Raw genomic sequence first — 11,494 nt, forward strand, 5'->3', positions numbered from 1 at the left:
GCCCGGACTTTCAGCCGGAAGCGCTCATTCCACTGCAGCCTTCAAAGTGGAATGCAAGCTGCCAGGCAGTGGTGGGCTTCGCGAGGCTTCGGCCGCGCAGCCCCCTGCCCTCACCCCTGCGCCATCACTTCACCTGCTGCTTGCCCAGCTTGCGCGCCAGGGTGCGCCGGTGCATGCCCAGGCGGCGCGCGGTTTCCGAAATGTTGAAGCCGGTCTCGGCCAGCATTTCGTGGATGCGCTCCCACTCCAGCGTCTTGATCGAGCTCGAACGGTTGGTCAGCTCCACCTCGGTCGTGCCTTGCGCACGGCCGAAGGCGGCCTCGATGTCGTCGGTGTTGGAAGGTTTGGCCAGGTAGTGGCAGGCGCCGAGCTTGATGGCTTCCACCGCGGTGGCGATGCTGGCAAAACCGGTCAGCACCACGATCAGCATGTGGCGGTTGTGCGCGCTCAGTGCCTGCACGCAGGCCAGGCCCGAGGCATCGCCCTGCAGCTTCAGATCGACCACGGCCTTGTCGGGCGTGAAGCTGGTGAGCTGCGTGGTGAGCTGCTCCAGGCTGGCAGCCACCCGCACGTCGTAACCGCGCCGTTCAAACGAACGTGCCAGGGTGCGTGCGAAGGCGGCGTCGTCTTCCACCAGCAGCAGCCGTTGGCCCGGGCGGGGGGTCTCAGCGCTCATCGATGGCTCCTTCTTCGGTCAGGGTGATGGCAGCCAGCGGCAGGCTGATGCGGACTTCGGCGCCACCCTCGGGCGGGTTGCGCACCGCCACCGTGCCACCCAGTGTGCGCGCCACGTTGAACACCAGGAACAGGCCCAGGCCACCACCCGGGCGGCCTTTGCTGGACTGGTAGGGCTTGCCGATGTGCGGCAGCAGGTGCGGCGCGAAGCCCGGCCCCCGGTCGCGCACCGTCAGCACCAGCGCGTCGGCTTCGCGCGTGGCGTCGAAACGCACGGCCTCGGGCGAGGCGTCCAGCGCGTTGTCCAGCACGTTGCCGATCATCTGCTTGAGCGCCGAGTCGGACACCATGGGCAGGTCCTGGCCGAAGCGGTTGTGGTACTCGAAGCCCTTGCTGTGGCGGTGCTGGCGCCAGTCTTCGACCACCCCGTCGAGGAAGGCGCAGACCGTGGTTTCGCCGGACGACTCGGAACGGGTTTCGCCGGCCGACAGCAGGATGCCGCTGACGATGGATTTGCAGCGCGCCACCTGGGCCTGCATTTCGGCCACCTCGGCGGCCAGCTCGGGCTCGGAGCTGAAGTGCGGCAGGTGCTGCCAGTCGCCCAGGATCACGGCCAGGGTGGACAGCGGCGTGCCCAGTTCGTGCGCCGCGCCCGAGGCCAGCAGGCCCATGCGCACCACGTGTTCCTCTTCCGCGGTGCGCTGGCGCAAGGCGGCCAGGCGCAGGTCGCGCTCGCGCAGGTTGGCCACGATGCGGGTGATGAAGGTGACCAGCAGCGCGGCGTTGAGCGCGAAGCAGACCAAGATGCCCAGCATGTAGGGGCTGGTCAGCCCTTCGTGCAGGTCGTGCGAGAGCGGCAGCGGCTGGGCGAACACCGCCAGGCCGGCGAAACACAGCGTGCTCACACCCACCATGGTCCAGGTGGCCCAGGGCGGCAGCAGCACCGCCCCCAGGATCACCTGCAGCAGGTAGAGGAATACAAAGGGGTTGGTGGCGCCGCCGCTCAGGTAAAGCTGCGCGGTGAGCGCGCCCACGTCCACCAGCAGGGCCAGCAGGAGTTCGGCGTCGGTGACGCGCAGGCGGGTGCGCCAGCGCAGCAGGGACACCACGTTGAACAGCACCAGGCCGGCCAGCACCGCCAGCATGTGCTGGATGGGAATGGTGATGCCCATGCCGTAGTGCACGACCTCGATGGTCGCCACCTGGCCGAACACGGCGATCCAGCGCAACTGGATCAGTTGCTGCAGGTTCTTCAGGCCGGCGGCCTGGTTCAGGTCCACGGCGGTGCGTGAGACGGCAGATGAGGCAGGGGCAGCAGCGGTCACGCTGCGATTGTGGCTCAGGCCGGCACCGCGGCTGCGTTCACCGCGCGCCGCCGCCGGGCCGCATGGTCGCGCAGCAGGTAGATGCCGGCCGCGCCGGTCATCGCCGCCAGCCCGAACCAGGTGAGCGCGTACACCAGGTGGCTGTCGGGAAACTTCAGCACGGTGAGGCCGGCCACCGGCCAGGCCTGGCCGGCCACAGGCGCCGCCTCGGCGTCGACGAAGAACGGCGCCACTTGCGCCGCGGGCAGGCCACGCGCGGCGGCGATGGCGGCCACGTCGCGCGAGAACCAGCGGTTGGCGCCCGCGTCGTTGTGGCGCAGGAAACCGCCACCGGGTTCGGTGATGCGCAGCAGGCCGGTGACGGAGACCGGGCCCTCGGGCAGCGGCGCACCACGCGCGCCGGGCTCGCGCTGCGCGGGTGGCACGAAGCCGCGGTTGACCAGCACCACCTGGCCGTCGGCCAGGCGCAGCGGGGTCAGCACCCAGAAGCCGGCGCCCAGGGTGGTGACGGCCTGCACCAGCGCTTCATCGGCGTGCATGAACTCGCCGTCGAGCCGCAGGCGGCGGTATTCAAAAGCGGCGGGATCGGCCGACACGGCGGGCCATTCGCGGGTGGCGGGCGGCGCCACCGGCGCGGCCTGCACACGCGCCTGCACGCGGGCGATGAGCTCGTGTTTCCAGCCCATGCGCTGCACCTGCCAGGCGCCCAGGGCGAGGAACGCAGCGGTCAGCAGCGTGGCGCCCGCCAGCAGCAGGGCGAGTCCGCGCCGCGCGGAGGTCATGACAAGCGCAGCCCTTGCAGCCCGTGCAGCAGCTGGCCGTGCATCTCGTGCGACGGCATCATGTTGCTGTTCATGTGGAACATGACCCAGAGCGTGCCGGCGATGGCGATGGCCACGAAGACGACGGTGAAGATGGTGGACAGCAGGGTCCAGCCGCCTTCGACCTTGCCGTTCATGTGCAGGAAGTACACCATGTGCACCAGGATCTGCAGCACGGCCAGGCCGCCCAACACCAACACGGCGGTGGTGCGGTTGGTGATGACGTTGTTCATGACGAGCCAGAAGGGAATCGCGGTCAGCACGACCGAGAGCACGAAGCCGATCATGTAGCCCGAGAAGGTGCTGTGCGGGCCGTCGTCGTGGTCGTCGTGGCCGTGGTCGCCTTGGTGGTGGACATCGTGTGCGCTCATCACAGCACTCCCATCAGGTAGACAAAGGTGAAGACGCCGATCCAGACCACGTCCAGAAAGTGCCAGAACATCGACAGGCACATCAGGCGGCGCTTGTTCGCGCGCGTCAGGCCGTGCTGGCTGATCTGGATCATCAGCACCACCAGCCAGATGGTGCCGAAGGTGACGTGCAGGCCGTGCGTGCCGACCAGCGTGAAGAAGGCCGACATGGCGGCGCTGCTCTGCGGCGTGGCACCGGCGTGGATCAGATGCTGGAACTCGTACAGCTCCAGGCCCAGGAACGCCAGGCCGAAGAGGCCGGTGACGGCCAGCCAGGCCAGCGTGCCGCCCTTCTTGCCTTGCTGCTTCTGCAGCATGGCAAAACCGAAGGTGATGGACGACAGCAGCAGGAAGGCGGTGTTGATCGCCACCAGCTTCAAGTCGAACAGCTCGGCGCCACCGGGGCCGCCGGCGTAGCTGCGGCCCAGCACGCCGTAGGTGGCGAACAGCGCCGCGAAGATGAGGCAGTCGCTCATCAGGTACAGCCAGAAGCCCAGCGCGGTGCCGTTCTCCGGGTGCGGTTCGTGGGCGAGGTGGTAGGCGCGCGCGGCGCCTGCCGTCACGGCTTGGGGGTGGGCAAGTTCAGACATGGGCCAGTTGCTGGGTGCGCGCGTTTTCGGTGGTGGTCACTTCGGCCGCCGGGATGTAGAAGTCGCGTTTGTAGTTGAAGGTGTGGACGATGGACGCGAGCACGATGGCCGCGAACGAGCCGATGGCCAGCGGCCACATGTGCCAGATCAGCGCAAAGCCCCAGATCAGCGACAGCGTCGAGAGCACCACACCGGCCGCCGTGTTCGACGGCATGTGGATGGCCTGGAAGCCCGTCAGCGGACGCTGGTAACCAAAGCGCTTCATGTCCCACCAGGCGTCGATGTCGTGCACCACGGGGGTGAAGGCGAAGTTGTAGGCCGGCGGTGGCGACGAGGTGGCCCACTCCAGCGTGCGGCCGCCCCAGGGGTCGCCGGTGACGTCGCGCAGCTGGTCGCGCTTGCGGTAGCTCACGTAGAGGCAGATCAGGAAGCTGGCGATGCCGATGGCGACCAGCACGGCGCCGAACAGCGCGATCTGGAACCAGATCTGCAGCGAGGGGTCTTCGAAGTGGCTGACGCGGCGCGTCGCGCCCATCAGGCCCAGCACGTACAGCGGCGTGAAGGCGAACCAGTAGCCGGCGAGCCAGAACCAGAAGGACATCTTGCCCCAGAAGTCGTCGAGCTTGTAGCCGAAGGCCTTGGGGTACCAGTAGGTCATGCCGGCGAACAGGCCGAACACCACGCCGCCGATGATCACATTGTGGAAGTGGGCGATCAGGAACAGGCTGTTGTGCAGCACGAAGTCGGCCGGGGGCACGGCCAGCAGCACGCCGGTCATGCCGCCGATGGTGAAGGTGACCATGAAGCCGATGGTCCACAGCATCGGCACTTCGAACTTGATGCGGCCGCGGTACATGGTGAACAGCCAGTTGAAGATCTTCGCCCCGGTCGGGATCGAGATGATCATGGTCGTGATGCCGAAGAAGCTGTTGACGCTGGCGCCCGACCCCATGGTGAAGAAGTGGTGCAGCCACACCAGGTACGACAGGATGGTGATGCAGACCGAGGCGTAGACCATGGAGGTGTAGCCGAACAGGCGCTTGCCGCTGAAGGTGGCCACCACTTCCGAGAAGATGCCGAAGGCCGGCAGGATCAGGATGTAGACCTCGGGGTGGCCCCAGATCCAGATCAGGTTCACGTACAACATGGGGTTGCCGCCCAGGTCGTTGGTGAAGAAGTTGGTGCCGACGTAACGGTCCAGCGACATCAGCACCAGGGCGGCGGTGAGCACCGGGAACGAGGCCACGATCAGCGCGTTGGTGCACAGCGAGGTCCACACGAACACCGGCATCTTCATCAGGTTCATGCCGGGTGCGCGCATCTTGACGATAGTGACCAGCAGGTTGATGCCCGAGAGCGTGGTGCCGACCCCCGCGATCTGCAAGGACCATATGTAGTAGTCCAGCCCGACCCCCGCGTTCTGGTTGCCGAGGTTGGACAGCGCCAGCCAGCCCGAGGTGGAGAACTCGCCCAGGAACAGCGACACCATCACCAGCACGGCGCCGGCGGTGGTCATCCAGAAGCTGAAGTTGTTCAGGAACGGAAACGCCACGTCGCGCGCGCCGATCTGCAGCGGCACGAGGTAGTTCATCAGCCCCGTGACCATCGGCATGGCCACGAAGAAGATCATGATCACGCCGTGCGCGGTGAAGATCTGGTCGTAGTGGTGCGGCGGCAGGTAACCCAGGTTCTCGCCGAAGGCCATGGCCTGGTGCAGGCGCATCATGATGGCGTCGGAGAAACCGCGCAGCAGCATCACGACACCCAGCACCATGTACATGATGCCGATGCGCTTGTGGTCGATGCTGCAGAACCAGTCGCGCCACAACGTGCCCCAGAGGCGGTAACGCGTCAGCACGGCCAGCATCCCGACGCCGCCGAGCACGACGGCGATGAAGGTCCAGAGCAGGATGGGTTCGTGCGCCATGGGCACGGAATCCCAGGTCAACCGCCCCAGAAGCCAGTGGGGCGCGGCGGAAGTTTCGGACACGGACATATCAGTTGCTCAGGAGATCGAAAGACTCGGATGCGGTGCACACGCTCTGGTTGAGGGCGGCGGTGAGGGCCACGTTGGCGACGTGCGCGCGGTTGCGCCGGGCGTCCTTGGCCATCACCTCGTGCATGCAGGCCTGGCCATCTGCCACGCACAGGTTGAGCACACGCTGGTACAGGCTGTCGTCGACCGAGGCGAACAGTGCCACCGGTTCGCGCTCGCTCGGCTTGGCCAGCTCAAGGTAGGCCTCGCGCGACAGCACCTTGCCGCCGGCCCGGGCCTTTTCCACCCACTGCTCGAAGCCTTCTTCGCTCAGGCCATGGAACTTGAAGGTCATGCCCGAGAAACCCGAGCCGCTGTAGTGCGACGACATGCCATGGAACACGCCGGGCTTGTTGATGACGGCGTTCAGCTCGGTCTGCATGCCGGGCATGGTGTAGATCATGCCGGCCAGGTCAGGCACGTAGAACGCGTTCATGGTGGAGCTGGAGGTGAGCTTGAAGTGGATCGGACGGTCCACCGGCGCGGCCAACTCGTTCACCGACGCGATGCCCTGCTCGGGCAGCACGAACAGCCACTTCCAGTCCAGCGACACCACCTCCACCACCAGCGGCTTGACGTTCGTCGGCAGGGGCTTGGCCGAGGAAATGCGGTCCAGCGGGCGGTACGGGTCCAGCTTGTGCGTGGTGATCCAGGTCAGCGCGCCCAGGGCGATGATGATCATCAGCGGCACGGCCCAGATCACCAGCTCCAGCTTGGTCGAGTGGTCCCAGTCGGGTGCGTAGTCGGTCTCGGCGTGCCGGCTGTTCTGCCGGTAGCGCCAGGCAAACAGCAGCGTGAGGAAGATCACCGGCACGATGATCAGCAACATCAGGACCGTGGCGATCACGATCAGCTGGCCCTGCTGGGCCGCGATGTCGCCGGCGGGGTTGAGCACGACCAATTGGCTGCAACCGGCCAGAAAACTGGCCAGGATCAGCAGAATCGATCCACGAAACAGGGTCGGTAGGCGCATGCGAAGAGAGAAAGATGCGGTCGAACACCCGCACCCGGGTAATCCCCAGTTGCGGCAACCTGATCAATGTAGCCCGCAGGTCGCCGGAGCGCGATTGGACGTTTTGTCCCACACCCCTGCGTCACCCTTCTGTCACGGGAGCAGGCCGTATATAGTGACCAACGCCCCCCTCCGGCCACTTCTCCCACGGAGCTTTCCCGATGTCCAGCACCAGCCACGCCACCCCTCCCACGTTCAACCCGCGTGGCGCACAAAGCGCCGCGCAAGACCACAGCGTTGCGCCGGGCGACATTGCCGTGGGCGTGGTCATCGGCCGCACCTCCGAGTACTTCGACTTCTTCGTCTACGGCATCGCCTCGGTGCTGGTGTTCCCGGCCGTCTTCTTCCCCGACCTGCCGCGGCTGGACGGCACGCTCTGGGCCTTCGCCATCTTTGCGCTGGCCTTCATCGCGCGGCCCTTCGGCACCGTGATCTCCATGGCGGTGCAGCGGCGCTGGGGCCGGGCGACCAAACTCACCATCGCCCTCTTCCTGCTCGGCAGCTGCACGGCCGGCATCGCCTTCCTGCCGGGTTACGCCTCGCTCGGCACCGCCGCCATCGTGCTGCTGTCCATCCTGCGCTTCGGCCAGGGCCTGGCCCTGGGCGGCTCGTGGGACGGCCTGCCCTCGCTGCTGGCCATGAACGCGCCCCCGCAACGCCGCGGCTGGTACGCCATGCTCGGGCAGCTGGGTGCCCCGCTGGGCTTTGTGCTGGCCTCGGGCCTGTTCGCCTACCTCTACGCCAGCCTGTCGCCGGAAGACTTCCTGAGCTGGGGCTGGCGCTATCCCTTCTTCTGCGCCTTCGCCATCAACGTGGTGGCCCTGTTCGCGCGGCTGCGGCTGGTGGTGACGCACGAATACGAACAGCTGCTGGACGAGCGTGAACTCGAACCCGTGCCGGCCACCGAGCTGCTGAGCACGCAGGGCTACAACGTCTTCATCGGTGCCTTCGCGGCGCTGGCCAGCTACGCGCTGTTCCACCTGGTCACGGTGTTCCCGCTGTCGTGGATCCACCTGTTTGCGGAACAGACCATCACCGAATTCCTGCTGATCCAGATCGTGGGCGGTTTCCTCTGCGCCGGTGGCATCGTGGCCTCGGGCTGGATCGCCGACCGCCACGGCCGCCGCCGCACCCTGGGCACGCTGGCCGTGCTGATCGCGGTGTTCAGCGGCTTCACGCCCACCCTGCTCAACGGCGGCACGCTGGGCCAGGACGTGTTCATCCTGGTCGGCTTCATCCTGCTGGGCCTGTCCTATGGCCAGGCATCGGGCACCGTGACGGCCAACTTCGCAACACGCTACCGCTACACCGGCGCGGCCCTCACCGCCGACATCGCCTGGCTGGTGGGTGCAGCCTTCGCCCCGCTGGTGGCCCTGGGCCTGTCGGCCCACTTCGGCCTGGCCTACGTCAGCCTCTACCTGCTCTCGGGTGCGGCCTGCACGCTGGCGGCGCTGTACCTGAACCGGGCGCTGGAAACGCGCAGTTGATCAGCCGGCCTGGCGGCAGGCCCGGGCCCACCACCCAAGCCACCGACGCCACTCAGGCCGGGCCGCGCAGCCCCTGCGCCACCGTGGGGTAACGCAGCCGCAGGCCCAGCTCGTTCTTCAGGCGCTGGTTGTCCAGGCGGCGCGATTCGCTCATGAAGCTCAGCAGCACCAGCGGCAGCTGGTCGCCTGCAGCGTCGCGCGCGATGCGCGGTGGCCGTGGCAGGCCGTAGAGGTCGGCCGCGAGGTCGAAGTAGTCGCCCATCTTCAGCTGCGTGTCGTCCACCACGTTGATGTTGCGCTGCGCCCGGCCGCGCCAGAGCGCCAGCACGCAGGCGCGCGCCAGGTCGTCGGCGTGGATGTGGTTGGTGTAGACATCGTCCTCGGCGCGCAGCACCGGCGTGCCGCGCTGCAGGCGCTCGCGCGGCGTGCCGTTGGCGCGGTCGGGGGCGTAGATGCCGGGGATGCGCAGCACCGTGGTGCGCACGCCGCTGGCGCGGCCCAGCCAGTGCACCGCGGCCTCGGCATCCACCCGGCGCCAGGCGCGTGGCGTCTTCGGGCTGGCGGGCGTGGCCTCGCTCACCCAGCGTCCCTCGCAGTCGCCATACACGCCGGTGGTGGAGCCATAAACCATCGCCGCGGGCGGCACACGCTGCACCAGCGCGCGTGTGAGCGCGCGGGTGCGTGGGTCCAGGCGCCAGTCTTCCAGCTCGGTCGAGGGCGGCGGCGCCAGGTGCAGCACACGCGTTGCAAGGCCGGCGAGGCGGCGCAGGCTGCGTGCATCGTCCAGGTTGCCCGGCAGCGGTGTGATGCCCTGCGCACGCAGCGCCGGCGCGCGTTCGGCGCTGGAGGTGAGGGCCAGCAGGCGCACGCGCCGGCCACCGCCCAGGGCCTGCGCGGCGCGCTGGCCGACATCCCCACAACCCACGATGAGAACCCGTTCACGCCGGAAGCGTGCGGGCAAGGCGCCGAGAAGGCTCATGCGAAATCCGGATTTGAGACAATGACGGGTTGCCACGCGGGGGAGATCCCCCGTCAGCCTACCCTTACAAGACGTGCCAGTATGACATTCACCATCACCGTCGAGCCCAGCGGGCGCACCTTCACCGCCGAAGACAGCGAGCCGATTCTGGTCGCCGGCATCCGGCAGGGCATCGGCCTGCCCTATGGCTGCAAGGACGGCGCCTGCGGTTCCTGCAAGTGCAAGCTGGTTTCGGGCACCGTCACCCACGGCCACCACCAGCCCAAGGCGCTGAGCGCCGAAGAAGAAGCCAGCGGCTACATGCTGACCTGCTGCGGCGTGGCCCACAGCGACGTGGTGCTGGAGTCGCGCCAGGTGACCGAAGTCGGCGCCTTCCCGATCAAGAAGATGCCGGTGCGCGTGGCCTCGATGGAGCGCGCCTCGCACGACGTGATCGTGCTGCGCCTGCAACTGCCCGCGAGCGACGCCTTCCAGTACCGCGCCGGCCAATACGTGGAGTTCCTGCTGCGCGACGGCGACCGCCGCAGCTACTCGATGGCCAACGCACCGCACACCCAGGCCACCGCGCCGTCGATCGAACTGCACCTGCGCCACATGCCGGGCGGCAAGTTCACCGACCACGTGTTCGGCCCGATGAAGGAAAAGGACATCCTGCGCATCGAAGGCCCGTACGGCAGCTTCTTCCTGCGCGAAGACAGCGACAAGCCGATGGTGTTCCTCGCGTCGGGCACCGGCTTCGCGCCCATCAAGGCGGTGATCGAGCACATGCAGCACAAGGGCATCACGCGCCCGGCCACGCTGTACTGGGGCGGACGCCGCCCGGCCGACCTGTACCAGAGCGCCTGGATCGAAGCCCGCCTGGCCGAGATGCCCAACCTGCGTTACGTGCCGGTGGTTTCGCACGCCGAAGCCGAAGACGCCTGGACCGGCCGCACCGGCTTCGTGCACCTCGCGGTGCTGGAAGACTTCCCCGACCTGTCGGGCTACGAGGTCTATGCCTGCGGCGCGCCCATCGTGGTCGAGTCGGCGCAACGCGATTACGTCGCGCGCGCCGGCCTGCTCGAAGAGAACTTCTTCGCCGACTCGTTCACCAGCGCCATCGACAAGCTCGACTGACCTGCTGCCGGTCCGATCCTTTCCCCACCCCAACGGAGACCCTCACATGCTGAACCGCCGTCAATTGATCACCCGCTCGACCCTCGCCGCTGCCAGCCTGGCCGCCCTGCCCGGCTGGGCCCTTGCGCAAAGCAACGCCCCCATGCGCATCGTGGTGCCGTTTGCCGCCGGTGGTCCGATCGACGTCACCGCGCGCATCCTGGCCGAGGCGGTGAAGGGTTCGCTGGGCACGGTGATCATCGAGAACCGCGCCGGTGCGGGCGGCAACATCGGCGTGAGCGCGGTGGCCAAGGCACCGGCCGACGGCCTCACCCTGGGCATTGCCACCACCGCCTCGCACGGCATCAACCCCTGGCTGTTCAGCAAGCTGCCCTACGACCCGGCCAAGGACTTCGCCGCCATCACCCAGATGCTGCGCGTGCCCAACGTGCTGGTGATGAACGCCGACACCGCTGCGCGCCTGAAGATCAACACCCTGGCCGACCTCATCGCCTACGGCAAGGCCCACCCCGGCACGCTCAACTACGGCTCGGGCGGCAACGGCAGCGCTGGCCACCTGGCGGGTGAACTGTTCAAGAACCAGGCCGGCGTGTACGCGGTGCACATCCCCTACAACGGCGCCGGCCCGGCCCAGATCGGCCTGCTCTCGGGCCAGGTGGATTTCAACTTCGACAACCTGGCCGCCGCCGCCGCCAACATCCGCGCCGGCAAACTCAAGGCCCTGGCCGTGACCACCCAGCAGCGCAGCAGCGTGGTGCCCGACGTGCCCACCATGGCCGCCACCCTGCCCGGCTTCGAGATCGACACCTGGTGGGGCCTGGTGGCCCCGGCCGGCACACCACCCGAGACCGTGCGCAAGCTCAGCAACGCCTTCAACGAAGCGCTCAAGTCGCCCGACGTGAAGACGCGCTTCGGCCTGCTGCTGGCCGAACCCGCGCCCAGCACGCCCGAGCAGTTCGACGACTTCATGAAGCGCGAGCGCACGAAGTACGAGCGGCTGGTGAAGCTGTCCGGCGCGCAGGTGGATTGAAGAAACACCCCCTG

The 11,494-nt window shown here is 67.7% G+C and carries 11 protein-coding genes; 3 read left to right on the forward strand and 8 right to left on the reverse strand.

Annotated features, from left to right (window positions below; genetic code table 11):
- Positions 1 to 124: 124 nt before the first annotated feature.
- The 7 genes from HPA01S_RS18575 to cyoA all read right to left on the reverse strand — a co-directional run bounded on the left by HPA01S_RS18575 (position 125) and on the right by cyoA (position 6,829).
- Entirely contained in the window at positions 125 to 676 is a 552-nt protein-coding gene (locus HPA01S_RS18575) for a response regulator transcription factor (protein ID WP_066272269.1), read from the reverse strand.
- Positions 666 to 2,000: an ATP-binding protein gene (locus tag HPA01S_RS18580; protein ID WP_066272270.1), complete on the reverse strand. Its 1,335-nt coding sequence runs from the start codon at positions 1,998 to 2,000 to the stop codon at positions 666 to 668. The genes HPA01S_RS18575 and HPA01S_RS18580 overlap by 11 nt, the downstream gene beginning before the upstream one ends.
- A gap of 14 nt (positions 2,001 to 2,014) precedes the next feature.
- Positions 2,015 to 2,782, reverse strand: coding sequence for an SURF1 family protein (locus HPA01S_RS18585; protein ID WP_066272271.1), 768 nt, complete (start codon positions 2,780 to 2,782; stop codon positions 2,015 to 2,017).
- Positions 2,779 to 3,192: a cytochrome o ubiquinol oxidase subunit IV gene (cyoD, locus tag HPA01S_RS18590; RefSeq protein ID WP_066272272.1), complete on the reverse strand. Its 414-nt coding sequence runs from the start codon at positions 3,190 to 3,192 to the stop codon at positions 2,779 to 2,781. The genes HPA01S_RS18585 and cyoD overlap by 4 nt, the downstream gene beginning before the upstream one ends.
- Positions 3,192 to 3,821, reverse strand: a complete 630-nt coding sequence (cyoC, locus tag HPA01S_RS18595) for a cytochrome o ubiquinol oxidase subunit III (protein ID WP_066272273.1) — start codon at positions 3,819 to 3,821, stop codon at positions 3,192 to 3,194. Before cyoC ends, cyoD begins: the two co-directional genes overlap by 1 nt.
- A complete protein-coding gene (cyoB, locus tag HPA01S_RS18600) occupies positions 3,814 to 5,748 on the reverse strand; it encodes a cytochrome o ubiquinol oxidase subunit I (RefSeq protein WP_370670999.1) in 1,935 nt (644 codons plus the stop codon). The genes cyoC and cyoB overlap by 8 nt, the downstream gene beginning before the upstream one ends.
- Positions 5,749 to 5,818: 70 nt before the next feature.
- Positions 5,819 to 6,829: a ubiquinol oxidase subunit II gene (gene cyoA / locus HPA01S_RS18605; protein WP_066272275.1), complete on the reverse strand. Its 1,011-nt coding sequence runs from the start codon at positions 6,827 to 6,829 to the stop codon at positions 5,819 to 5,821.
- A gap of 200 nt (positions 6,830 to 7,029) precedes the next feature.
- Here cyoA and HPA01S_RS18610 point away from each other — a divergent pair, with 200 nt between their 5' ends.
- Positions 7,030 to 8,355 (forward strand): MFS transporter, encoded by a 1,326-nt coding sequence (locus HPA01S_RS18610; protein WP_066272276.1) that lies wholly within the window; start codon positions 7,030 to 7,032, stop codon positions 8,353 to 8,355.
- A gap of 52 nt (positions 8,356 to 8,407) precedes the next feature.
- Here HPA01S_RS18610 and HPA01S_RS18615 read toward each other — a convergent pair whose 3' ends face one another.
- A complete protein-coding gene (locus HPA01S_RS18615; protein WP_066272277.1) occupies positions 8,408 to 9,334 on the reverse strand; it encodes an SDR family oxidoreductase in 927 nt (308 codons plus the stop codon).
- Between the two features lie 81 nt (positions 9,335 to 9,415).
- Here HPA01S_RS18615 and HPA01S_RS18620 point away from each other — a divergent pair, with 81 nt between their 5' ends.
- Positions 9,416 to 10,450, forward strand: coding sequence for a CDP-6-deoxy-delta-3,4-glucoseen reductase (locus tag HPA01S_RS18620; RefSeq protein WP_066272278.1), 1,035 nt, complete (start codon positions 9,416 to 9,418; stop codon positions 10,448 to 10,450).
- 46 nt (positions 10,451 to 10,496) lie between these two features.
- Entirely contained in the window at positions 10,497 to 11,480 is a 984-nt protein-coding gene (locus HPA01S_RS18625) for a Bug family tripartite tricarboxylate transporter substrate binding protein (RefSeq protein WP_066272279.1), read from the forward strand.
- Positions 11,481 to 11,494 lie beyond the last annotated feature (14 nt).

The organism is Hydrogenophaga palleronii NBRC 102513 (assembly GCF_001571225.1).
GTDB classification, from domain to species: Bacteria; Pseudomonadota; Gammaproteobacteria; order Burkholderiales; family Burkholderiaceae_C; genus Hydrogenophaga; species Hydrogenophaga palleronii.

Excerpts from the sequence above, each read along its gene's own strand:
- HPA01S_RS18575 (WP_066272269.1), bottom strand. The coding sequence starts at position 676 with ATGAGCGCTGAGACCCCCCGCCCGGGCCAACGGCTGCTGCTGGTGGAA.
- HPA01S_RS18585 (WP_066272271.1), bottom strand. The coding sequence starts at position 2,782 with ATGACCTCCGCGCGGCGCGGACTCGCCCTGCTGCTGGCGGGCGCCACG.
- cyoD (WP_066272272.1), bottom strand. The coding sequence starts at position 3,192 with ATGAGCGCACACGATGTCCACCACCAAGGCGACCACGGCCACGACGAC.
- cyoC (WP_066272273.1), bottom strand. The coding sequence starts at position 3,821 with ATGTCTGAACTTGCCCACCCCCAAGCCGTGACGGCAGGCGCCGCGCGC.
- cyoB (WP_370670999.1), bottom strand. The coding sequence starts at position 5,748 with ATGGCGCACGAACCCATCCTGCTCTGGACCTTCATCGCCGTCGTGCTC.
- cyoA (WP_066272275.1), bottom strand. The coding sequence starts at position 6,829 with ATGCGCCTACCGACCCTGTTTCGTGGATCGATTCTGCTGATCCTGGCC.
- HPA01S_RS18610 (WP_066272276.1), top strand. The coding sequence starts at position 7,030 with ATGTCCAGCACCAGCCACGCCACCCCTCCCACGTTCAACCCGCGTGGC.
- HPA01S_RS18615 (WP_066272277.1), bottom strand. The coding sequence starts at position 9,334 with ATGAGCCTTCTCGGCGCCTTGCCCGCACGCTTCCGGCGTGAACGGGTT.
- HPA01S_RS18620 (WP_066272278.1), top strand. The coding sequence starts at position 9,416 with ATGACATTCACCATCACCGTCGAGCCCAGCGGGCGCACCTTCACCGCC.
- HPA01S_RS18625 (WP_066272279.1), top strand. The coding sequence starts at position 10,497 with ATGCTGAACCGCCGTCAATTGATCACCCGCTCGACCCTCGCCGCTGCC.